Source organism: Gemmatimonadales bacterium (genome assembly GCA_019637315.1).
Taxonomy (GTDB): domain Bacteria; phylum Gemmatimonadota; class Gemmatimonadetes; order Gemmatimonadales; family GWC2-71-9; genus SHZU01.
The window spans coordinates 1-23,296 of sequence record JAHBVU010000002.1 but is presented as its reverse complement, the minus strand read 5'-3'; the positions used below and the strand labels follow the sequence as shown (position 1 = coordinate 23,296).

The following is a 23,296-nucleotide window of genomic DNA, read 5'->3' as shown; positions in this document are numbered from 1 at the left end:
TCACAGCCAGTCGAAGGTCAGATCGGTCCCACAACGCACCACCCCCGCGACCACCGAGGGGGTGAGCGCGGGGGTGGTCGTCAGTGTCTCAGGTGCCGACGCGCTCAGGCGGCTCCTTTGGCGACTTCGGCGAGGCGCGCAAACGCATCGCTGTCGGCAACCGCGAGATCGGCCAGCATCTTCCGATCGATCTCGACGCCGGCCTTCTTGAGGCCCGCCATAAATCGGCTGTACGACAGATCGTGGAGCCGCGCGGCCGCGTTGATCCGGGTAATCCACAGGGCCCGGAACTCGCTCTTCCGCTTACGCCGGTCGCGATAGGCATACCGCAGCGCCCGTTCGACCGTTTCCTTGGCTGCCTTGTACAGCTTGCTGCGCCCACCACGAGCGCCCTTGGCCGCCGCCATGTACTTCTTCTTCCGAGCGTGGTGCGCCACGCCGCTCTTTACCCGAGGCATCGATCAGTCTCCGCGTTAGGCCAGAAGCAGCTTTTCGGTCCGCCTGAAATCAGCGGAACTCACCAGCGCCGGCTTGCCCAGTTGATTCTTTCGCTTGCGCGTCTTCTTGGTCAGGATGTGGCGCTTGTTGGTCTTCGACCGCTTGATCGCGCCGCTTCCCGTCACTTTGAACCGCTTCATGGCGGCCCGTTTGGTCTTCTGCTTCGGCATCTCGCTTCCGTTCCGTTTCCTATGGGGCCTCGGCTGGCGTTCAGCCTGCGGGCCCAAACCGCCGGCGCTATTTGGGCGCCAGCACCATGACCATGGTACGACCTTCCAGCCGCGCGTCGAACTCGACCTTGCCGACGTCGGACACCATTCCCAGGACGCGATCCAGCACGGCCCGTCCGAGATCCACTCGGGTTACCTGCCGGCCACGGAACATCATGGTCACCTTGACCTTGTTCCCTTCCTGCAGAAACTCGCGCATGTGCCGGACCTTGAACTCGAGATCGTGTTCGTCGATGCCCGGTCGGAACTTGACTTCCTTGACCTCGATCACGTGCTGTTTCTTCTTGGCCGCACGCGCCGCTTTGGCTTCCTCGAACTTGTACTTCCCGTAATTCATGATCTTGACGACGGGGGGCCGCGCCATCGGGGCGACCTCGACGAGGTCGAGCCCTCGCTCCTCGGCGATTGCCATCGCTTCATCGATGGTCAACACCCCCAACTGCTCGCCAGCGTCCGAGATGACTCGGACCGGGCTGATGCGGATCATCCGATTGATCCGGACCCGTCGTTCGCGCTCGTTCGTGCTCAGTGGCCAATACCTCCAAGTTCGGTTTGACTGTCGGACCCCGACCCTTCCGGGAATTCCGCGCCGGAGATGCCGGCGTCCTACGCAAAACGCCCCGAAGCGAGTCGGGGCGTCCAGAACGCTCCCAGGCCTGCAAGGGCCGGGAGATCAGATTCAGGACCCGTTCGCCGCTGGCTTGGGGTGGAGGCCACTCAAGGCCTCACTTGCGATATTCTTAAATGATAGGTACTTACGCCATTCCAGTCAAGTCAGGGATCGGGCGACCAATGCGCGGATGATCCGCCGGCAAACGACGCCAAACCGGGCGCACTCTTCGGCTTTGCGAGCGGGATGGAGACAAATACTTCCCCGGCGTCGAGGCGGGTCAGGGGCGCAAGCGCCGCCCGGCTTGCCGATCCCGGCTCTCGACCAGATGGGCGACGAGGCGCTCCGCCAATTCGCTTAGCTCCCGAGCTCGACGGTTGTACGCCTTCAGATAGAGATGACGGGCGGTCCCAATGGCAGCGCCGTACCCGACGAGCAGGAAGACCGGGATCATGAGCGGCATGCTCATCGCACCGATCGCGAGTCCGATGCTGCCGGGAACGATGGCACCGCTCCCTCCCCCCACGATGGCGCCGAAGTAGCCTCCCATGAGGTTGCTCACCGTTTCTTCGATTCGAAGCCGGGTGCGCCCCTGCGACGGAGTCACGAGCAGACTGACGTTGCGACCCAGCTGACCGGACGGCACCACCGTTCGCCACGCCAGAGACCGGCCCAGCGTCGACGACTGCCCCACGTTGCCCACCGTCATCCGGACTTCGTCGACAATGGTGGCGTATTCGTCGTCGGGAATGTCGCCCTCGATCCATCGCTCGACGACGATCCGCGGCTGGGAGGTCCACGCCTGGCGGGAGCGGGCCAGCTCCGCGGACGACATCTCCGGACGCAATTCGCGCGCGGCGCGATCCACATGCTGCGGAGGAATCCCGACTTCGGCGGCCAGGCGCTGAATCCCGCCCAGCGTCAGACTGCCGTCCGCCGTGAGGGCCGTGGCCTCGAGTTCCGAGGCCCGCGCCACGATGTTGCGCACCTGCCCCTCGTCGAACCGGGGCCGCTCGCGAAAGGCCTGCAGCAAATCGTCGACCATGGCCTTCGGGCCCGGATAGCGGCTGTCGGGCCGCAGCGCCAGGCCGCGGACCAGCACCTGCTCCGCCGCGGCCGGCAGCAGATCGAGCTGACGCCGATGCTCTGGCGGCGCCTCCAGAAATCGCTGAACCCGGAGCGATTCATCGCTCGGCCACATCCCGGGGATCCGTCCGACCAGCAACTCGTAGATCACACACGCGAGGCTGAACACATCGGACCGGGCATCGAGCGCGGTAAACCCCGCTGCCTGCTCCGGACTCATGTAGCCGACCGTACCGAGCGGAAAGCCGGTCCGGGTCAGCGAGCGGTCGCTCGCTTCGGTGAGGGCCTTGGCAATGCCGAAGTCCGCCACCACGGCCAGGCCGTCATTGAGCAGGATGTTCTCGGGCTTGATATCGCGATGCACCAGGCCCCGCCGGTGCGCGTAGTCGAGTGCATCCGACACCTGGCGGGCCAGCCGAGTGACCTCATCGACCGAAATTGCCTCGCCGGTATCGAGCCTGGTGCGTAGCGAGCCGCCTTCGACCAGCGGCATGACGTAGTAGAGGTGCCCGCCGGCCTCGCCCGAGTCGATCAGGAGCAGGATGTGGGGATGCTGAAGCTGTGCTGCGATGGTAATTTCGCGCAGGAAGCGCTCGCTGCCAACGCTGGCGGCGAGATCAGATCGGAGGACCTTGACCGCAACCCGACGACCATGCTTCAGATCGGTTGCCTGGTAGACGGTGGCCATGCCGCCCTGCCCGATGGCACGCTCGATCCGGTAGCGATCTGCCAGGGCGGCCGAGAGCGACTCCGGAACGGGTCCGGTCACGCCCCCCCCGCGCCGACCCGAACGACGTCGCCCAGGGCGTGGCCTTTGCTGCCCTCGCCGATCCGACCCATGATGACATCGGCGTCGTGCTCGAAGAAGAACCACCAGCCCTCATCCTCGGCGATGCGCAGCGACTTGCGCTTCGACTCGAGCGTCCGCATCGGCTCGAGGTCGTAGCCCATGATCCAGGGAAGACTCAAATGGTGGCTGGTGGGCATCACGTCGGCGAGAAAGAGCAGCGTATCGCCGCCGCTCTTGACCTCGATACTCTGGTGGTGCGGCACATGACCGGGCGTGACACGCGCGGAGATTCCCGGCAGGATCTCGACGTCGCCCCGGAGCAGCTTCCATTTCCCTGCTTCCGAAATCGGCTCAAAGTTCTCACCGAGGTACGAGGCCCGGGTCCGCTCGTTGGTATTGCGGGCAAACTCGAGTTCACCCCATTGCGCCACATAGGTCGCGTTCGGAAAGGTGAGCCGCTCACCCCCGATGGCGACGCCGGTTTCATCCCGCTCGACCCAGGTATTGCCGCCCGCGTGGTCGAAATGCAGATGGGTGTTGATGACCCATTTGACATCGGCGGCCCCATGGCCGGTCTCGGCGAGCGCAGCTTCCAGGCGCGTCCGGCCGTGCGGGCCCTGGTTCTCGACGCCGTACAGATCGAGGAAGCGATCGTCCTGCTTGTTGCCGAGGCCGGTGTCGATCAGGGTCAGGCCGTCGGGATGTTCGATCAGCAGGCAGCGCATCCCGAGCTGGATCCGGTTCCGTTCATCGGCCGGAATCCGTTTCGACCAGAGCGGCTTGGGCACTACGCCGAACATGGCGCCACCGTCGAGCTTGATGCCGCCGGTCTCGAGCGCGTGGCATTTGAGGCTGCCAAGGGTAAAGGAATGGGCGTACCCCATCAGATCATGTCCTCCGGTGCACTTCGCCGTTTTCTGCCGCGCCGGCGGCGCCGGCCCGCCCGCAACCGCTCCAAATCTGCCACCGTTCGCACCTCGCTGCCGCGGGCCAGTTCGAGCAGCCGCTGGAGCACGCGGCCGGTCACCAGCGCGTCCCCCCCGGCCCGGTGTCGCGCCGGATTCTCGAGGCCGAAGTAATCGGCCATGGTGTCGAGACCGTACGACGGCAGCCCTGGCACCAGCGCACGCGCCAGTCGGACGGTACAGAGCCGATCGCTGTGCAGGTCATACGACTTGACCCGGCGCACCTCGGCCGAGAGGAAACCCCAGTCGAAACCGACGTTGTGGGCCACGAAAATCCGTCCCGCGAGCGCCGCCAGCAAATCGTCGATGACGGTGTCGAAGGTCGGAGCGCCTCGCACCATGGCGTCGGTGATCCGGGTCACCGCCACCACGGGCGGCGGAATCGGCCGCTCCGGGTTGATCAGCGAATCGTAGACGACCTCGCAACGGTTTCCCTGCACCACCACCACGGCGATCTCGGTGATCCGGTCCCGCCCGCGCGCCTGGCTCCCGGTGGTTTCGACATCGACCACCGCAAATGCCGCCTCCTCGACCAGCGGCGACCCGGCAGCCCGAGCCACCAGACTCCAGCGGCCGTCGGGCAACCGCCGGACCCGTGGATCCGGACCAAGCAGAGCCACCGCGATCCGATCCGCGATGACCGGCGGCGTCCGGGGCATGCCGAACACGCGGGCTGCCAGCGACTCCGCTGTCTGCGGACCCGCCGCGAGCAGGTCGAGCGCCCGATCGGCAAGCATACCGCTCGGCGCGGCGATGAGCCCGGTCACCAGATGTCGCGACGGCGGATCGGAAGCGTCATACAGCGCGGTCCGCCACCGCCCCGCACCAGTTCGCCGCCGGGGATCGTGACCGCGACCCGCCCGCGCGAGTCATCCCAGTCGTCGAAGGCCAGGTAGTCCTGGTTCGGAACGATGGCAAAGCCGTGGGCTTCGAGTTCACGCAGGGTCGCCTCGTTGCGCTGGTAGCTGATCACGTGCCCGGGGCGCACAGCCAGAAAGTTGCAGCCGCTGGCCCATTGCTCCCGCTCCTGGGACGAACGGCGCTTGCCGCCGGTAAATACCGGCGCCAGCGGCAATCCGACCTGCTTGAGAGCCACGAACAGATCACTCCGTTCCTTGACGGTTTTCCGCCCCTTCTTGCGGTGCAGGATGGTGAGCCGTTCGGGACCCAGGAATGCCGGCGGATAGACCGCGCAGAGGTCCCGATCGAGCTGGGTAAAGAGCATGTCGAGGTGGATCGCGGTGGGCTCGCGGGGCATCACAACCACGATGGCGTCTGTCACGGGCGTCGTGGCAAAGAGATCGTCGACCAGGCGATCGAGCGCCGCCGGTGACGACCGTTGCGAGAACCCGACGATCAGCAGGTCGGGACGCACGACGTGTACATCGCCCCCTTCGAGCGTATAGTTGCTGCGCCGCTCCTCGGAACCGTCGTACAGGATGCCGGCGTTACCCAGCTCCGGGTGAAACTGGAAGACCGTCTTGATCAGCAGTTCTTCGGTCCAGCGGATCTCATGCCGCATGGCGCCGACCACCGCATGGTCGCCGATGATCATGCCGATGTCGCGCGGATAAAACAGATTCGGTAACGGCGGCAGCACGAAGCCGACCTCGTTGACGGTCCGCGCAATCGGACCGCCGGGTTCTTCGCTCCCCTCGATCAGCAACCGAACCAGGTCTTTGGGCGGCAGCGCATTCAGTTGCTGCGCAAGCGGTTCGGAAGGCACCACGTCCATGGTGCTGGTGATCAAGAACTCCCGCGCCTCAGCGAGGGCGAGCACATCTTCGAGCAAGGCGCCGACCTCGAAGACCTTGGCCGACTTTTCCAGGACGGACACCAGCCGGCGATGTTCACGAGCCGCGGTATCGAGTCCGATCAGGTCGTCATAGAGGTAAGCCGCCCGGGTACTGGGCGTGACCGCTTCGAGCTCACGCCCAGGCGTATGGACGAGGACCGCCTCGAGCGGACCGATCTCAGAGGTAACACGTACTGATGGCATGAGAGGAAACTACCGGAGCGTACTACCGACTCGCCAGCGCGTAGCTCAACGCCTCCAGCTCGAGCACGAGATTGACCGCCTTGACCGTGACACCGTCCGGGACCTGGAGCTGGACCGGTGCAAAGTTGAGGATGGCCTTGACGCCACACGCCACCATCCTGTCGGCGATGCCCTGAGCCGCTTCGGCCGGCGTCACGATCACGCCAATGTCCGGGTCCAGGGTACCGCAATCGTGCTCGAGCTCGCTGACATTTCGAACGGTCAGACCGTCCCAGGCCTGCCCGACCTTCGTAGTGTCATGATCGAAGATCGCAACGATGTCGAAACCCCGGTCGCGAAAACCACGGTACTGCACCAGCGCGCTGCCGACTTTACCGGCCCCGACCACGACGACCCGGTAGTGGCGACCCAGGCCAAGAATCTCGCGGAGCCGCTTGATCAGCTGCGGAACGGAGTAGCCCAGGCCGCGCTTGCCGAATGACCCGAAGAACGACAAGTCCTTGCGCACCTGGGCGGAAGTGGTGCCACCCCGGGAAGCAAGCGCCTCGGAACTAACCGTTGTCGCTCCCTGGTGCTGAAACTCCTCGAGGAAGCGAAGGTAGAGTGAGAGGCGACGTACAGTGTTATCGGCGACAGTCCGCATGAACATGTGAAAGTTTTCACAATGTTAGTCGGTCGCCCAGCCCCCCGTCAATCATCCGCTGATGCAGTTGTCGGAACTCAGCGACGCTGAGGGTCTCAGCCCGGCGGGTCGAGTCGAGGCCGGTTTCGGCGAGGAGGTGTTCGGCGCTGGCCGCATCGCAACCCAGCAGGGTCCGAACGGCCCGACCCAGCTGCTTCCGGCGGGACGCAAAGAGACCGACCACCATCCGGCGGAAGCCGGCCTGATCGGCTGGACGGTCGGCGACCGGTCTCGGGGTCAGCCGGACCACGGCGCTGTCCACTTTGGGCGGCGGGTGAAAGGCGCCCGCGGGCACGGTGAAGAGACGTTCGACCAGTGCCGTCGACTGCGCACCGACCGAAAGCGCGCCGTAGTCAGAGGTTCCCGGCCCGGCTGCGAGCCGGAGCGCCACCTCTTTCTGGACCAGGAACACGATGGCGGCGGGGAGCGGCCGAACCGTCAGGGCCTGATCGATCAGCGGCGACGTGATGTTGTAGGGGATATTGCCGGCCACGAACCAGCGGGTGCGGGTTGCGGCGGACATCAGGGCGGCCCAGTCGACCTCCAGGGCGTCGCCTTGGACGAGTGTCAGGGCGGGCCAGCGAGAGCGGAGCAGCGGGATGAGGTCGCGATCGCGCTCGATGGCCGTGACCTCGAGGCCGCGTTCAATCAGGGCAGCGGTCAGGGCACCCTTCCCTGGCCCGATTTCGAGGACGGCGTCGCCCGGCTCGGCGGGGAGCGCCGCCGCAATCCGGCTGAGAATTCGCGGATCGGAAAGGAAATGCTGCCCGAGATACTTTTTCGCCACGTCGAGGGTACCGATCAGACCTTGAGCACGAGCAAGGTGCGATCGTCCGCGGGTTCGGTCCCGAAACTCTCGACCAGCGCCATGACGGTGTCGACGATGACCGAAGGGGGCTGCCCGCGTTGAGCGATGACGGCATCGAGCACCCGTCGCTCGCCGAACCGTTCGCCGGCGGCGTTGGTTGCGTCGCTGACGCCGTCGGTAAAGATGCAGAGGAGGTCTTCGCCAGGGACCCAGGGCGAGGTCTGATAGCCGATGGCGTCCTCACCCAGACCCAGCGGCGGCGCGGTTGCTTCGAGGCGCCAGGACTCGCCCGACCCGGCAATCCGGAAGACATGCGGGTGGCCCGCATTGGCAAAGACGAGCCTTCCGGCGGCCGGGTCGATCCGGGCATAGACCATGGTGATAAAGCTCTCGGTCGACGCCAGCTGCCCGGCAAGTGTCGCCCTGAGCGCCGAGAGCACCACGTCGGGTGCGCCGGCTGCGGCGGCGGCATGGAGGCCGGCCGTACCGAGTGCGGACGCCATCAAGAGCGCGGCGGAAAACCCGTGGGAACTGACATCGCCCACCATCACGCCGACGGCCCCACCGCCGAGACGATTGAAGCCGTAGAAATCGCCACCGACCGACTCGAGCGGAACGCATTGAACCCCGACTTCGGCGTCGCCCGACAGCACGTCGGGGAGCGGCAGCAAGCCCTGTTGCAGCGTCGAGGCGAGTTCGAGCTCGCGTTCGAGTCGCTCCTGCTCGCGCTCGCGCTCCGCCAGGCGGGCATTCTCCAGCGCGGCGCCGATCTGATTGGCCACCGCCGCCACCAGCTTGCGATCAGTCAGGCCGAAGCGATCGCCGCCGACCCGGTCGGTCAGGTTGACCACCCCGATGCAGCGCACCGGCCCTCCTGGAGCGGCGTAGGTAATCGGGACGCTCATGAAGGCCACGCCCTGGTAGCCGCGCTCCTCGGTCCCGGCCGACGAGATGACTCCTTCGGTGGGGTCGCCGATCAGGGGCCGTTGCGTCCGGAACACCCGGGCGGCAATCGAGATCGGATCGTCGACCGAGACTTCCCCGGAGCGGCCTGGCGGAATGCCCTGGGACGCGACCGTGCGCAGAATGCCCTGCTCGTCGTCGTGCACCATGATCGACGCGCGGCGGGCGCCGACCACGCTGCTGACGGCGCGAATGATGGTGCGCGAGGCCTGCTCGAGGCGAACCGTCTGGCCCAGAATTTCGCTGATGGTGTAGAGGAGGTCGATTTCTTCGTAGCGACTGGCGAGTTCCTGCGACAGCCGACCGACCTCACGCTCCACCCGCAGGAGGTGATCGATCATCGCCGCCGACGAGGTGTGCCGCAGTTCTTCGGTCGGCGCGGGGTCGCCCTCGATCCAGAGGCCGGGCTCTTCGGAAATTGGGGCAAACCAGCGCGGCCCCTCGGGCGTTTCGACGAGGCCGGCGAGGCCGGGAGCCGCGGGCACCCAGTCGGGTACCCGCCCGATCAGGACCCGCGTGTCCGCCGCGCCGAAACGCCAGATGCGCTCCGGAGCAAGCAGGGTTCCGTCGAGCGCGTCGAGGGCCGGTCTGAGGCGCCTCAGCTGCGCGGCAGCGTCATCCAGATCGTGTTCCCCTGGTCGCTGAAGCCGACCTGGTCGGCGAGATGTTTGATGATGAAGAGCCCGCGGCCACCTTCGGATTCGAGCTCGTCCGGCAGGACGGGCCCTGCGTCCCAGCGGGCCGGATCGAGGCCCGGGCCCTGATCCTGGACCGACAGGTGGATGGCATCGGAGGTCAGCTCGGCATGGACGAAGACCTGTTTGTCCGGATCCGCTCCGTTACCACGCAGGATTGCGTTGCTCAGGGCTTCCGCCAGGGTGACCTTGAGGCGAAAGGCAGTACGGGCGCAGGGCGCCTGTCCGGCAAAACACTGACCCGCCATCAACTCGACCACCGTCCCGACCTTGTCCACGTCGCTCGGCATGGCGAGATCGACGGCCACCGGCCCCACCTCGCTTGGCGCGGGCTCGGTCCGGTGGATGGTCAGGCGAAAGGTCACGGTAACGTCAGAACCCTGCCAGACCGTCGTCGACGGTCGGCACAATGGTGAAGAGCGCATCGAGCTTGGTGAGCTCGAAGAGTGACCGCAGGTCGTCGTTGAGCCCCGCCAGTCGGAGGTCGCCCCCGTTTTCGCGGACCTTCTTGGAAATCGTTACCAGGGCACCGAGCCCGGACGAATCGATGTACGCCGTCTGGCTGCAGTCGATCAGGAACTTCCGGTCACCGGCCTCGAGCGACTCCTGGATCAATGCCTTGAGCTCTTGCCGATTGCCGACGATGAGCTGGCCTTCGATCCGAACCACGGTGACCCCGCGGCCATTGGCCGTCTTGGTAAAGCCCATGAATCCTCTCCCGTTAGGCCCCCGACACGCCGGCGAGCGCGAGAGCCGCGACCGCGACGATGTCCGAGGGTGTCGCACCTTCGGGTACGCCTGCCAGAGTCCAGCGTCCTCCCGGAAACAATGGTCCCCATGCTTTGCGCCCGACCGTATCCCGAAGCACCAATTGGGCCACATGACCGGAAACGGGATCCGGAAATATGAGAACGTTTGGCCCTGAGCGGAATCGGCCCGATTCCGTCCCCTCCGACGGGGTGGTCCAACCCCACTCCACCGAGGCCGCAATTCCGGGCGCCAGCGTCCGAAGCTCGTTCAAGGCGACCTCGGCGTCCGCGTGGCTGGCATCCTGGCTGGGCGGCGGCACCAGGAACCCGACCCGGGGCTGGTCGCCGAGGACCCGGGTTCGGTGCCCGGCGGCCGTCATCACCAGTTCTGCCATGGCCCTGGCATTCAGCGGGCCGGCCGAGTCGGGGATGGCCAGCGTCGTGAGACGATCGTCCAATGTGAGCAGGTACGCAAGATGGCCCCGGACCCGGCTCCGATCGGGGCCCAGGATCCAGCGGGTAGCCTCTTCGACCGCGTCCATCGGGACGGCGGTGCCAGCCAGGCAAACATCGGCGTGACCGAGCGCGGTCAGCCCGGCGGCAAAGAGCAGCGGGTGGGCGGCCAGATCGAGTGCGTGGATCCCGTCGCGAACCCGTTCGGGCCAGCAATCGCGCAGCACGGCGGCAACTTCTCCCAGCCGCGGATCGGAGGCGGGGTCGACGCCCGCCCGCCCGACCAGGGTGATCCCGTCGATGCCCTGCTGCCGCAGCAGGTCGGCCGCCCGCTCGATCGAGCCATCTTCCTGATCGATCATGACGAGGCGTCCGCGCCGCTCGGCGGCCCGGGCGGTGATGCTGGCGAGCGGTGTCATCGGCGCATCCGCGCAGCAAGTGCCTCGGCCACCACGGGATGCACCATCGGCGTGACGTCACCACCGAAGCGCGCCACCTCACGCACCAGCGTACCACTCACGAAGCTCACCTCTGGCGAGGGCGTCAGGAAGATCGTTTCGAGTCCTGGCATCAGATGGCGGTTCATCACCGCCATCGGCGCTTCGTGATCGAGGTCGTTGGCGTTGCGGAGGCCGCGGACGAGCACGGTCGCGCCCAGGACCCGCGCCCGATCGGCCAGCAGCCCTTCGAAGGCCTCGAAGGTGACGTTGGGGAGCGCGACGATCCGACGAAACAGGTCGAGCCGCTGCTCGACCGGGAGCAGGGGCTGTTTGTTGGGATTGACGGCAATGGCCACCACAAGCTGGTCGAGCAGCAATGCCGCCCGCCGAATCACGTCCTCGTGACCGAGTGTCGGAGGGTCGAAGGATCCTGCGTACAGGCCGATTCGGCTCATGGCGCCTCGTAGAAAGTCACCGCGGTGTCTCCGTAGCCCCGGGTACTGCCCTCGGGGAGAGCTTCATCGGCCCGGTGCTCGACCGCCAGCAGGTCCGCAAACGGCGCGCGCTGGAACAGCGCCGCGACTCGTTCGGCCAGACCAAGGCCGTAGGGCGGATCGGCCAGCGCCAGCGTGAACGCGCGGCCGGTCGTTCCTGCCAGGAATCGAAAGACGTCACCGCGGACGATACGGACCCGACCTCCGACGCCAAGTGCATCGACGTTGGCGCGAATGGCATCGAGCGACGGACGGTTCAGATCCACCAGGGTGGCATGCCGCGCACCGCGCGAGACAGCCTCTAAGCCTAACGCGCCGCTGCCGGCGAACAAGTCGACTACCACTGCATCTACGACTCGCGGGCCCAAAATGCTGAACCAGGCTTCGCGGACCCGGTCGGCGGTCGGTCGCACCCGGCGATCGGCGGGCACCACCAGCCGTCGGCCACCGAACTCACCGCTGATGATCCGGGTCACGCCGGATCGGGATCAGGGCCTTGCCCGGTTGCGGGCGTGATGCCCACCAGTTTGGCCTGCAGCTGCGTCTGCCCGCGGAAGACGTTCCGCTCGAGTCGGAAGGCCACGTCGACGGGGTCGCTGCCCAGCCAGCCGGTCCGGTCGGCGAACTGAAAGCCGATGGCATCGAGGCGGCCGCGCTCGGTCTCGAGCACACCACGGAGGTGTTCGTTCTTGGCACCAATGTAGCTCCAGCTGACGAGCCGGGCATCACGAGTCAGAAAGACCGGCCCCGGGTTCCCCATCCCGCAGGGTTCGAGATGGCGACAGAGCCGTTCGAGGTCGGCGGTTGCTTCGTCGAGTCCGATCTCCAGGTCGACCCGCTGTTCGGGGCCGAGGTCGCTCGGCGAGAGTCGTTCGCCGCAGACGGCTGCGAAGCGGTCGGCAAACTCATCGATGCGGTCACGGCGGACGGTCAGCCCAGCCGCCATGCGATGTCCGCCGAAGCGCTCGAGCAGGTCGCCACACTGTAGCAAGGCGCCGTGGAGATCGAATCGCGAAATGCTTCGGCCCGAGCCCTTGCCGACATCGCCGGCCAAGCCGATCAGGAAGGCGGGACGTCCGAAGCGCTCGACCACTCGCGACGCCACGATCCCGACCACGCCCGGGTGCCATCCGTCCGATGCCAGCACCAGCCCGGCGGTTCGGTCGAGGTCGACGGTGCGCTCAACCCGCTCGATGGCCTGCGCGAGAATCCGCTGATCGAGCTCTTGTCGTTCGGTGTTGAGCTTCTCGAGCTGGGCCGCCAGAGCGCCGGCTTCGGCCTCATCGTCGGTGAGCAGCAGCCGCAACCCGTCGTTGGCATCGCCGATCCGCCCCGCCGCGTTGAGACGAGGACCCAGCACGAAACCCACCTGCGATGCACGCACCTCGGCGTTGTCCAGGCCTGCGCTCCTGATCAGCGCCCGGAAACCAGGCCAGCGGGTTCGGTTGAGCACCTTGAGACCATGACGAACCAGAACCCGGTTCTCACCGATCAGTGGCACCACGTCGGCCACGGTGGCCACTGCGACGAAGTCGAGGAAGTGCAGCGGAAATGAGGCAGGCAGGCCCAACGGTTCAACCAGGGCCTGCACCAGCTTGAAGGCGACGCCGGTGCCGCACAACGTGCCCAGCCCCGACACGTCATCGGGACGCTGCGGATCGAGGATGGCATTGGCGGGCGGCGCCGTCGGACCGAGCAAGTGATGGTCGGTCACGACCACATCGAGCCCCGCTTCCCTGGCCTGCCGGACCGTCTCGACCGCGGTAATCCCGCAATCGCAGGTCACGATCAGACGGGCGCCGAGTTCGCGCGCGCGGGCCAGACCGGCCGGACCAAAGTCGTATCCGTCCCGCATCCGATGTGGCACGAAGGCGTCGACCGTGGCTCCGGCCGCACGGAGCGCGCGGGTCAGCAAGGCGGAGGCGCACTGGCCGTCGACGTCGTAGTCACCGTGGACCAGGATCCGATGCCCACTGCGGATGGCGCGCACGACGACCTCGACGGCATCCGCCATCCCGGCGAGCGCGTACGGGTCCGAAAGCGACTCGAGCTCGGGCCGCAGGAAACCCTTGGCCGCAACCACCTCGCCGTAGCCGCGCTGCACCAGCAGACGGGCCAGCGGAGGCGGAATCTCGAGCGAGTCTGCCAACTGCCGGGCTGTGTCGGGATCGGGAGGCGGCGCCACCCGCCAACGCAGCACGGGTTGGGTCACGAGGAGGCGTCCTCGGCGTAGAGGATGACGCCACACGCTTCGCAGTTGTCGAGCAGGATGCCGGCCCGAATCTGGGTCCGACGGTTGCGGGGCACCGAGGTGTAGCAGGCGCCACACGCCTCACCGCGGAGCGCGACCACCACCGCAACCGAGCGAGCCGAGCGAAGGCGGTCATACCGGGCCCGGAGGCTGCGGTCGATTCCCGCCGCCACGCCGTTGCGCTCGCTCCGCGCAGCGTCGCGTTCGGCTTCGAGAGCCGCCTGCTCCGCAGCAAGGCGGGCTCGCTCTTCCGCCTGCTTGCCCTCGGCCTCGGTCAGGCGCTCGCGGCTGGTCTTGGCGCCGCGTTCGAGGTCGGTCACGCCTTCTGCCACCTTGACCCACTCCTGTTCTTCGCGTGCCAGCACCGCCCGCGCGATCTCGACTTCCGTCATCACGGCCTGCGCCTCGCGAGCGCCGCGGGCCAGCTCGAGCCGCTCTTTTCGGCGAGCCTCGACGGCGCGATAGCCTTCGATCCGCCCCTCCAGATCGCCCCGTCGCGCGAGGCCGTCTGCCAGGCGTTTCTCGGCCACCTGGATTTCGCGCTGGCCGGCCTCGAGTTCGGCGTCGAGCTTGGCAATCTCAGCCAGGATCGAACGGAGTCGAGCCTCGACCTCGAAGAGATTGAGATCGCGAGTTTGGAGATCGAGCAGTTTCGTCAATTCAGCATGCATGAGTTACGTCATCCTTCACGTCGAGCGTCCGGTGGACGCGATGGGGAGTTGGCCTTCTGTTTCTCCCAGGGGAATCTGGCTTTCGCTGTCGGGGAGAGTTGTTGCTTGGAAACGGTTCTCGCGGTGATGTCGGTAGTTGGCGGGAGCGCAAAATAGCCGTCACGATCATCAAGACGCGTCAATTCTGCAGCATAGACGGTGTCGAGTTCCTGCCCCTCGAGGCCGATCGCTGCCTCGGCTAACTTTTGCCACGCTGCGGCCGCACGTGGCGAGAGTTCGGCAAGCGCATCGCTGGCGGGAGACGTTTCCCCCAACGCTGTCAGCCGTTCAAAAATCTGCCTGTACGTTTCTACCTTGAATCGGTCCGGCGTCAACTCGCGTGTGGCGCGTGCGCGCCAACTGGCATCATGAATCATCAACTGCAGGAGCACCCCTTCCGACCGCGCGCCCGTTGGGCGGCCCTCTGAACGAGCGGGCCGCCGATCGACCGAGGGCGGTGCCGGACGAACGGGCTGCCGCGGCGCCGAGGATCTCGGCGCGGCCGTCAGCTCCTGCTCCAGCACCGCCCGAGTCAGCCCCACCCGCTCCGCTACCCGCCCGATGTAGAGGTCACGGGCAATCGGATCGCTGGCGGCACGGATGGTCGGCAGCAAGCGATCCAGGGCGTCCCGGCGCCGCTCGACACCCTCGAACCAACCGCGCCGCTCGAGCAGCTGGATCTTGCGTTCCAGCACATCGACCGCATCGTCGAGGATCTTGCCCAGCGCGGCGGCACCCCCGTTGCGAACCAGCGTATCGGGATCCTCGCCCTCGGGCATGGTTGCGACCCGAACCCGAAGTCCGTTCCGGAGGCATTCGTCGCCGGCCCGGAAGGTGGCTCGCAAGCCGGCGGCATCGGAGTCGTACAGGAGGATCACGGTCGGCGCGAAGCGGCGCAGCAGGGTCGCCTGGTCCGCAGTGAGCGCGGTGCCGAGCGGAGCAACCACCGACTCGATCCCAGCTTCGACCAGCCGGATCACGTCGAAGTAGCCCTCGACGACGATGGCATGCCCATCCTTGCGAATGGCATGCTTGGCCTGGTGGAGGTTGTAGAGTCCGGTACCCTTGTGAAAGATCGGCGATTCCGGGCTGTTGAGATACTTGGGCTCGCCAGCCCCCAGAATCCGCCCGCCGAATGCCACGACGCGGCCGCGCTGGTCGCGAATCGGAAACAGGAGCCGCCCGCGAAATCGGGGCACGGTGGTGCCGTCGTCGCGCCGGACCAGCAGGCCGACCTCGAGCATGACGCGCTCGTCGAGACCGAGCTGGCGCATGGCATCGACGAAGGCGCGGTCTCGCGGCGCAAAGCCGAGCCCCCACTCGGCTGCGACCGTCAGGGGCAACTCACGCGACTCGAGATACGTCCGGGCCTGCTCCGCATCAGCACCCTCACGCAGCCGCGTGGCAAACCACTCCTGCGCCACCGCCATGGCACCGTAGAGCGGTTCGCGCGGATCGGGCCCTTCCCGGGCGCCCTGGTCGGGAATCACGATGCCGACGCGGCGGGCCGCCTCACGCACCGCAGTCGGATAGTCCATTCCGAACCGCTTCATCAGAAAGGTGAAGACGTCACCCGCGGCGTGACAGACATAGCAGTAGTAGAGCCCCTTCTTGGGCACCACGGCAAAGTTGCGATGCGTGCCACCATGAAAGGGACAGGGCCCGCGCCAGTCGGCGCCGGTTCGCTTGAGACTGACCGCTTCGCCGACGATCTCGACCAGATCGGCCGAGTCGCGCACCTGCTCGATCAACTCGTCGGCTATCATGGTTCAGCCCGCTGCGAACTCGGCAATGGTCACGCCGGTGCCGCCCTGATTCGGCGGCGCGAAGGCAAAGCGCGCCACTCGGCGATCGCTCTTGAGAATCTGACGAACCCGGTCGCGCACCACGCCCGTGCCCATACCGTGGATGATGCGCAGGTAGGGATTCTCTGCCAGGACGGCCGCATCGAGCGCCGCCGTGGCTACGACCGCGGCCTCGTCGCCCCTCATGCCGCGCAGATCGACTTCAAAGGGTGCCGACGGTGCTTCGTACACTGCCGTCTTGCGACGCGCAGCTTGCGCCTCAGCCAAGGGCGTCAGCTCACCAGCCGGCGCAACGAGCTTGACCGCGCCGACCGTCACCACGGCCTTGCCATCGCCGCGGAGCTCGTGCACGACACCGGTACTGCCCGAGGGCAGCCGGACCCGGGCGCCGACCGCCAGACCGTCAGGCTCAGCCTCGGCATGATCCGCTTTTGCGCGGCTGGCGTCGAGCGCGGCCCGTTCGCGACCAGCCGCTTCCTCGATCAGTCGGCGCGCCTCCTTGGCCTCCGCGCTGTCGGCGGCGCCCCGGGCCAGCCGCAGCGCCTCTTCGACCGTGGCTCGGGCCTCGAGCAGGTGGCGCCGCGCCGTTTCGCGCGCCTGGCGATCGGCGTCCTTTTCCCGTCGTTTGAGTTCCCGCTCGCGAATGCCCTGCGCCTCGGCCGTCAGAGCTGCCACCGCTTCACGGTTGCCGACTTCGAGTTCCCGATCCTCCAGCGCGGCTTCCCGCTGTTCCAGGTCGCGGGCGCGCTGCTCGACCTGAGCCAGCAGCTCATCGAGCAGCCGCTCCTGCCTTGGCACGAGAGCGTCGGCCATGGCCAGCACCTCGGAATCGATTGCCAGTCGCCGCGCAATGGCCAGGCCGTAACTCCGACCCGGGATACCCTTGCGAAACCGGAAGGTGGGCTGCAGTCGTTCCGCATCGAACTCGAGCGAACCGTTGACGATGCCCGGCACTTCGCTCGCGAGCGATTTGAGCGCGCCCAGATGCGTCGTCACGACGGTGCGCACACCGCGCCCGGTCAGCGCGCGCAGCGTCGCTGCTGCCAAGGCACCGCCCTCGGCGGGATCGGTGCCGCTGCCGATTTCATCCATCAGCACCAGGGTGTCGGAACCGGCGGTCGCCAGAATGTCGCGGAGCGCAACCACGTGCGCACTGAAGGTGGACAGATCCGCAGCAATCGACTGGTGGTCGCCGATGTCGACGAAGATGCCATCGATGACGGGCAATCGGGTGCCCGGCCCGACCGGCGGCGCAATGCCCGACTGGGCCAGCACCATGGCCAGGCCGGTCGTCTTGAGGAGGACGGTCTTGCCCCCGGCATTCGGTCCGCTGATCAGCAGGGTGCGCTCATTCGGCTCGAGCAGGAGGTCGAACGGAACCACCTCGAGACCGCGGGCCAGCAGCAAGGGATGACGCGCCTGCCGGAGATCGATCGCATCGGACCCGACCGTCGGAACCGAGGCCTCGACGGCATGGCTGTAACGGACCCGAGCCAGCAGGTCGTCGCCTTCGACACACATGGCGTGGGCAGCCCCGACGAGGTGGCGCTCCGGACGCACCAACTCGGTCAGCTCGCGCAGAACGGCCAGCTCCTCCTGCTCGGCCCGGGCAATGGCACTGCGCAGAGCGTTGCCGGATTCGATAGCCGCTGTCGGTTCGATGAAGAGGGTGCCGGCGCTGCCGGACTCGCCGTGGATGATACCCTCCGGGCGCTGCCTCGCATCCCGGCGAACCGGAATGACGTAGCGGTCCTCCCGGATCGTGACCTGCGCACCTTGAGGAACCGCCTGGGCCTCGGCGCTTCGCAGAATCGACTCGAGCTTCTTGACCAGTCGCTCGCGGGCGGAGTGAATCTCGCGGCGGGCGCGGAAGAGCGCCGGGCTTGCCGTGTCGAGCACCTCGCCCTCGTCGCCGATCGACTCGAGCAGGCGCCGATCGAGCGCCCGGTCAGGCAGGGGCACCACCCGGATCGCGGCCGAGGGCGCATCCGCGGCCACCCGGGTCAACTCGGCAACCGCGATTCGGGCGGCCGAGACGGTTAGCCGAACCCGGAGCAACTCGGGGCCGTTGAGGACGCTGCCAGCCACCCCGAGCCGCGTCAGCACGTCGGCGATGACCGGCACTGGCGGCACATCGACCCGTTCACCGCGCCGCCAGAGGGTCAGCAATTCATCGAGTGGCCGGAGGGCGTCGGCAATCAGCACGGGGTCGGTGGTCGGACGACGGCCCCGCACGCTGTCCGCACCGAGCGGACCCTTGGCCCAGCCGGCTACCGCTTCGAGAACTGCCGGAAATTCAAGCGCAGCAAGCGAAGCGTCACTGGCGTCCCCTCGAAAAGGAAGCGGGGTGCCAGCGCTTCGCGCCTGCACCCCGCTTTTAGTCTGCCCGGAGCCCATCACCATCGCGCATTGTATCCGGGAGTTCTTCGATTGACACCAGGCTTCTCGGGTTGACGGCACCGTAACGGACCGCGGCAGCGCCTGCATCCAGGCGGCCACGGGGAACTCATTGTCACCAGCCAATTTATCGGACCGGCGGAAAGGGGACAAGCAGCCTCAACCCGGAGGCCAGCCCAACCTCCGCCCGGCCAGGAGGTGGACGTGAACGTGCCAGACCGACTGCCCGCCATCACGCCCGGTGTTGATGACCAGGCGGTAGCCACCATCGTCGAGTCCCTCCGCTTTGGCGACCTGAACCGCCAGCCGGATGGTCCGACCCAGAGCCAGCTCTGCGCTGTCCGAGTCAACCTCCGCCGTACTCGCGATATGCTGCGTCGGAATGACCAGAATGTGGACCGGGGCCTGCGGGTTGAGGTCGCGAAATGCTACCGCGTGGTCGTTCCTGGCAACCACGGTGGCCGGAATCTCGCCTGAGGCGATACGGCAGAAGATGCAATCTGTCATCCCTGACTCACTCCTTTCGCTGCCATGCTGCGATAGCGGCCGCGGCTAATGCCGCCGTTTCGAATCGAAGAATCCGGGGCCCGAGGCGCACCGGAATGAAGCCATGCTGAAGCAGGGTACTCCGCTCATCGTCGACGAAGCCCCCTTCCGGCCCCACCGCAATCGCAAGCGGCGTGTCCGGGCCGACCGGTTCAGGTGGTTGACCGGCGGGATCGGCGAGCCAGCGAACCGGCTCCGTTACCTGGGCCACCGCAGCGGCGACCGGGACCGGGCCTGCCACCTCCAGCGCCCAGGCTCCACCGCTCTGTTTCAGCGCCTCAACGGCCCGGCGCCCCAGTTTGTCATGGTGCTCGGCGCGGATCCGGGTGGCGACGTTCCGACTCCGAACCGTCTCGAGCGGCGTAAGGCGGGTGACCCCGAGTTCGACCGCCTTCTCGACCAGCCAGCCGAAGCGATCCCGATCTCCGGCGCCCACCAGGAGCGACAGGGGGGGCTGGGGAGCCCGGTGCGCGACGGTGGCAACGTCCACCGCCCAACTGCGACCGGCCGCGACGAGCACGCCCTGACCTACCGCCCCGCGGCCATCGAGCAGTTCGACGGCGTCGCCGGGCCTGGCACGTCGGACCTCGAGATGGTGGCGTTCCTCGGCTGGCAACTCGAGCCGAGTGTCGGGGGAGAAGGATCCGGGCAGGAGCAGGCGGTGCACCGCTCAGGCCCGGCGCGCAGCAACCGACCACCAGCCTTCGTCGATCACTTCGTCGAAGATGGTCCACCCCGCCCCGATCAAGACCGGGCGGAACAGCTCCGCTTCGGGTGTTTCCATCCCGGCAAAGATGGCAAGGCCGTCCGGTGTCAGGGCCGCCGCAATCGGCGCCAGCAGCGTCTCGTTGACATTGCGAAGAATGTTGGAGACGACGACCGTCGCCGGGCCTGCCAGCGGAGCAAGCGCAGCCGCGTCGCCGGTGACGAAGCGGACGGATTGGCTGACCCCGTTGCGCTCCGCGTTGACCTCGGCAATCGGGGTCGCTTCGTCGTCGACCTCGATGCCCAGCGCTTTGTCCGCACCGAGCTTTCGGGCGGCAATGGCGAGGATGCCGCTGCCGCTGCCCAGGTCGAGCACGGCGCCGCCGGGCATCAGATGACGTTCCAGGAGCGTCAAGGCACCTCGGGTCGAGCCATGCTCGCCGCTCCCAAACGCCATCTCCGGATCGATCACGATGGCGTCCGGCGCCGGTTCGAGCAGCCAGGACGGGCCGAGCCTGAGCCGGCCAACGGTCCGAACCGCGAGCCCTTCCCGCCAGGCGGTGGTCCAGTCCGCATCACCGACCGGACTCAGTCTGACCTCGATGCCGGCTCCGAAGCGATCGCGAATCGAACGTTCGACCGCCAAGGCCGCATCGCGGTCCGCTGCGTAACCCAGCACGCGGCCATCCCGCTCCTCGACAGCCTGCCCGCTGACCTCGACCAGCGCCCGCGCGACCGGCTCCGCATCGCCGCCCGGCGCGCCGACTTCGATCAACCACCAACTCATGCGCCGAGCGCTTCCTTGAGCTTGGACCAGAAACCGGTGGAGGCGCGGGGCGGATCGCCCTCGATGGCGGCCAGCTCTTCGAAGAGCCGCCGTTGTTCGTCGCTCAGACTGTCAGGGGTCCAAATCGAGACCCGAACGTTGAGGTCGCCGGTGCTGCCCTGCCCCAGCCGGGGCAAACCCTTTCCTTTCAGGCGGAGCACCGTTCCAGCCTGAATTCCGGAGGGGACCGTAACGGTCTCCTCGCCGTATGGGGTCGGTACCACGACGGTGGCACCCAGCGCCGCCTGCGAGAACGACAGTGGCAGATCGTAGAAGAGATCGTCGCCCTGGCGCTCAAAGCGGTCGTCGTCCTTCACTTCGATCAGGACCAGCAGGTCGCCGGCCGGCCCGCCCCTGGGACCGACAGCGCCCTGGCCCCGCAAGGTGATGTAGTTGTTGCTCGAAACCCCGGCCGGCACGTCGACCGACACGGTCCGCTCGCCGCGCACCCGGCCCTCACCCCGACAGACCTCACACGGGTCGGTGATCACGGTGCCTTCGCCGTTGCAGGTCGAACACGGCGCCACCTGGATGAACTGGCCGAACATGCTGCGGGCGGCGCGACGGACTTCACCCGACCCGCCGCAGGTGCCGCAGCGCGAGGGTCGAGTGCCCTTGGCGCCGCCGCTTCCTGCGCAATTGGTGCAGCCGACGTAGGTCTTGAGCTTGACGGTGCGCTTGGCGCCGGTCGCCACCTCGACCAGCGAGAGCCGGACGGTAACCCGCATGTCCTGACCGCGCTTGGCCTCGGACGGATCGGCCCGGCCGCCCCCGAACATCCCCTCGAAACCGCCAAAGCCGCCCAGGTCCCGCATGAAGATGTTGAGCGCTTCATTGAGATCGATGTGGGCGTACCCGGCGTTGCCCATGCCGGCCCGACCGTTGACGCCGGCCTTGCCGTAGCGATCGTACGCCGCCCGCTTCTGCGGATCCCGAAGGACCTCATACGCCTCGGCGATTTCCTTGAACTTCGCCTCGGCATCGGCCTCGCGGTTCCGATCCGGGTGGTACTGCATGGCCGCCTTGCGATAGGCCTTCTTGATCTCGTCGTCCGAGGCCTCTCGGGAAACGCCCAGCAGGTCGTAGAACTCGCTCACGTCAACAATCCTTCCACTAATCGACTGGTGTGATCCACCAGGCCGATGATCTTGTCATAGGGCATCCGGGTCGGGCCCAGTACACCAACCACGCCAGTCAGGTCGCCTCGTCGGTAGGTCGCCGTGACCACCGTCAGCCCCGCCAACCTCGGGTCATCGTTCTCGGCCCCGATGGTAATCCGAACGCCCCGCCTGCGGTGCGCCTCGAACGCATCGCGGAGCAGGTCGCGCCGCTCGGTCAGCTCCAGCAGCGCGCGCATCCGCTCGTTGGAAGCAAACTCCGGCTGCTCAGCAAGCAGCTGCGCACTGCCGAGCAGCACCCCGTCGTTCACCTCGGCATCGAAGACACCTTCCCGCTGGGCCACGAACACATTGAGCAGGCCGGCGGCCCGGCCGGTGCCGTCGGCGTCGCGCAACCGTTCCTGCACCGACGCCCGGATTTCGCGGAGCGGGAGGCCGGCCAGCCGCTCGTTGAGAATGCGGGTGACATGTTCGACGACTTCCGCAGCAACCGCTGTGGGCACTTCGACGAAAATGGTGCGGACGAATCCGCTCTCCAGGGTCAGCACCACCAGGAGACGCTCCGAGCTGACGCGGACGAGTTCCAGCCGCTCGAGAATGGCCCGATCGAGCGCCGGCGCCACCGCGACGCCCAATTCCTGGGTCAGCACCCCCAGCACCTGCGCCGCCCGGCGGAGGATCTCTTCGATCGGGCCGCCCCCGACACTGACCGCGCCGACCTCGGTCTTGAGCCGCTCGACGGCTTCCTCACTCGGGGGCGCGTGACGCATCAAGCGGTCGACATAGACCCGATACGCCAGGTCGGTCGGAACCCGCCCGCTCGAGGTGTGGGGGTGGAAGAGGTAACCCCGAGCCTCGAGGTCGCTCATCGTGTTCCGCACCGTCGCCGATGAGACACCCAGCTCGGAGCGGACCGCCACGGCCTGACTACCGGCCGGTTCGGCATGCTCCACATAGAGCTGGATGATCGTGTCCAGGATCCGGGCTTCGCGCTCGGAAAGCTCGTCAAGTCTCGGCATTACCATAATTTAGGATCGAGCGACCCGACTTACCAAGGCGTCGAGTCGAAGCCAGCCCAAGGGCGTCAGGACCAGGGAACTGCCAACTCGACTGGCCCATCCGGCAGTTTCCCAGGCCTCCACCTCCCCAAGAGGCAGGGATGATGCCGGAATCCCCCCGTCGGTCCGTAGTCCGAGATAGAGGTCCTCGAGGCCGACCTGCTCCGGGGTGAGGTGCTCATTTCCGGCCACCAGGCACCCTGAACCCGCGGCCTGACGGTAGGCTTCCCAGTCCCGGATATTCCACCAGCGGTGCGCCCCGACCGCGCTGTGCGCCGACGGGCCGAGGCCGAGGTAAGGGGCCCGGCGCCAGTAGGCCCGGTTGTGGCGCGACTCGAACCCGGGCCGAGCGGCGTTCGACACCTCGTAGTGACGGTACCCTGCCCGAACCAGCCGCTCATTGGCCGCGAGATACTCG

25 protein-coding genes are annotated in these 23,296 nt (G+C 67.1%); all 25 read right to left on the bottom strand.

The window, feature by feature from the left end; translation table 11 throughout:
* Positions 1-104: 104 nt before the first annotated feature.
* Complete coding sequence (rplT, locus tag KF785_01990) at positions 105-458, bottom strand: 50S ribosomal protein L20 (GenBank protein ID MBX3145515.1); 354 nt, start codon at positions 456-458, stop codon at positions 105-107.
* Positions 459-473: 15 nt separating this feature from the next.
* Positions 474-668 (bottom strand): 50S ribosomal protein L35, encoded by a 195-nt coding sequence (gene rpmI, locus KF785_01985; GenBank protein ID MBX3145514.1) that lies wholly within the window; start codon positions 666-668, stop codon positions 474-476.
* 67 nt (positions 669-735) lie between these two features.
* Positions 736-1,215: a translation initiation factor IF-3 gene (gene infC, locus KF785_01980; protein ID MBX3145513.1), complete on the bottom strand. Its 480-nt coding sequence runs from the start codon at positions 1,213-1,215 to the stop codon at positions 736-738.
* A gap of 403 nt (positions 1,216-1,618) precedes the next feature.
* Positions 1,619-3,193, bottom strand: coding sequence for a serine/threonine protein kinase (locus KF785_01975; GenBank protein ID MBX3145512.1), 1,575 nt, complete (start codon positions 3,191-3,193; stop codon positions 1,619-1,621).
* Entirely contained in the window at positions 3,190-4,098 is a 909-nt protein-coding gene (locus KF785_01970; protein MBX3145511.1) for an MBL fold metallo-hydrolase, read from the bottom strand. Before KF785_01970 ends, KF785_01975 begins: the two co-directional genes overlap by 4 nt.
* A complete protein-coding gene (locus KF785_01965; GenBank protein MBX3145510.1) occupies positions 4,098-4,946 on the bottom strand; it encodes a 3'-5' exonuclease in 849 nt (282 codons plus the stop codon). The genes KF785_01970 and KF785_01965 overlap by 1 nt, the downstream gene beginning before the upstream one ends.
* A complete protein-coding gene (locus KF785_01960) occupies positions 4,943-6,178 on the bottom strand; it encodes a hypothetical protein (protein MBX3145509.1) in 1,236 nt (411 codons plus the stop codon). The genes KF785_01965 and KF785_01960 overlap by 4 nt, the downstream gene beginning before the upstream one ends.
* 22 nt (positions 6,179-6,200) lie before the next feature.
* Positions 6,201-6,821, bottom strand: a complete 621-nt coding sequence (locus tag KF785_01955) for a redox-sensing transcriptional repressor Rex (GenBank protein ID MBX3145508.1) — start codon at positions 6,819-6,821, stop codon at positions 6,201-6,203.
* A 16-nt stretch (positions 6,822-6,837) separates the two neighbouring features.
* Complete coding sequence (gene rsmA / locus KF785_01950) at positions 6,838-7,647, bottom strand: ribosomal RNA small subunit methyltransferase A (GenBank protein ID MBX3145507.1); 810 nt, start codon at positions 7,645-7,647, stop codon at positions 6,838-6,840.
* A gap of 14 nt (positions 7,648-7,661) precedes the next feature.
* Positions 7,662-9,116: a SpoIIE family protein phosphatase gene (locus tag KF785_01945; protein MBX3145506.1), complete on the bottom strand. Its 1,455-nt coding sequence runs from the start codon at positions 9,114-9,116 to the stop codon at positions 7,662-7,664.
* A 113-nt stretch (positions 9,117-9,229) separates the two neighbouring features.
* Entirely contained in the window at positions 9,230-9,691 is a 462-nt protein-coding gene (locus tag KF785_01940) for an ATP-binding protein (GenBank protein ID MBX3145505.1), read from the bottom strand.
* A gap of 7 nt (positions 9,692-9,698) precedes the next feature.
* A complete protein-coding gene (locus KF785_01935) occupies positions 9,699-10,034 on the bottom strand; it encodes an STAS domain-containing protein (GenBank protein MBX3145504.1) in 336 nt (111 codons plus the stop codon).
* Between the two features lie 13 nt (positions 10,035-10,047).
* Entirely contained in the window at positions 10,048-10,947 is a 900-nt protein-coding gene (locus KF785_01930) for a hypothetical protein (GenBank protein ID MBX3145503.1), read from the bottom strand.
* Positions 10,944-11,423, bottom strand: a complete 480-nt coding sequence (gene coaD / locus KF785_01925; protein MBX3145502.1) for a pantetheine-phosphate adenylyltransferase — start codon at positions 11,421-11,423, stop codon at positions 10,944-10,946. The genes KF785_01930 and coaD overlap by 4 nt, the downstream gene beginning before the upstream one ends.
* Positions 11,420-11,938: an RsmD family RNA methyltransferase gene (locus KF785_01920; GenBank protein ID MBX3145501.1), complete on the bottom strand. Its 519-nt coding sequence runs from the start codon at positions 11,936-11,938 to the stop codon at positions 11,420-11,422. Before KF785_01920 ends, coaD begins: the two co-directional genes overlap by 4 nt.
* A complete protein-coding gene (recJ, locus tag KF785_01915) occupies positions 11,935-13,674 on the bottom strand; it encodes a single-stranded-DNA-specific exonuclease RecJ (protein ID MBX3145500.1) in 1,740 nt (579 codons plus the stop codon). The genes KF785_01920 and recJ overlap by 4 nt, the downstream gene beginning before the upstream one ends.
* Complete coding sequence (locus KF785_01910; GenBank protein MBX3145499.1) at positions 13,671-14,384, bottom strand: hypothetical protein; 714 nt, start codon at positions 14,382-14,384, stop codon at positions 13,671-13,673. The genes recJ and KF785_01910 overlap by 4 nt, the downstream gene beginning before the upstream one ends.
* A gap of 8 nt (positions 14,385-14,392) precedes the next feature.
* On the bottom strand, positions 14,393-16,189 hold the full coding sequence (gene dnaG, locus KF785_01905) for a DNA primase (GenBank protein ID MBX3145498.1): 1,797 nt from the start codon (positions 16,187-16,189) through the stop codon (positions 14,393-14,395).
* Positions 16,190-16,192: 3 nt separating this feature from the next.
* Positions 16,193-18,631: a Smr/MutS family protein gene (locus KF785_01900; protein ID MBX3145497.1), complete on the bottom strand. Its 2,439-nt coding sequence runs from the start codon at positions 18,629-18,631 to the stop codon at positions 16,193-16,195.
* A gap of 153 nt (positions 18,632-18,784) precedes the next feature.
* Positions 18,785-19,132 carry a histidine triad nucleotide-binding protein gene (locus tag KF785_01895; protein MBX3145496.1) on the bottom strand — a complete coding sequence of 116 codons (348 nt, stop codon included), beginning with the start codon at positions 19,130-19,132 and terminating at the stop codon, positions 18,785-18,787.
* A 7-nt stretch (positions 19,133-19,139) separates the two neighbouring features.
* Entirely contained in the window at positions 19,140-19,838 is a 699-nt protein-coding gene (locus tag KF785_01890; GenBank protein MBX3145495.1) for a 16S rRNA (uracil(1498)-N(3))-methyltransferase, read from the bottom strand.
* A gap of 3 nt (positions 19,839-19,841) precedes the next feature.
* Complete coding sequence (locus tag KF785_01885) at positions 19,842-20,663, bottom strand: 50S ribosomal protein L11 methyltransferase (GenBank protein ID MBX3145494.1); 822 nt, start codon at positions 20,661-20,663, stop codon at positions 19,842-19,844.
* A complete protein-coding gene (gene dnaJ, locus KF785_01880) occupies positions 20,660-21,799 on the bottom strand; it encodes a molecular chaperone DnaJ (GenBank protein MBX3145493.1) in 1,140 nt (379 codons plus the stop codon). The genes KF785_01885 and dnaJ overlap by 4 nt, the downstream gene beginning before the upstream one ends.
* On the bottom strand, positions 21,796-22,839 hold the full coding sequence (gene hrcA, locus KF785_01875) for a heat-inducible transcription repressor HrcA (GenBank protein ID MBX3145492.1): 1,044 nt from the start codon (positions 22,837-22,839) through the stop codon (positions 21,796-21,798). The genes dnaJ and hrcA overlap by 4 nt, the downstream gene beginning before the upstream one ends.
* Positions 22,840-22,848: 9 nt before the next feature.
* The coding region (locus KF785_01870; GenBank protein MBX3145491.1) for a hypothetical protein at positions 22,849-23,296 on the bottom strand (448 nt) is incomplete at its 5' end.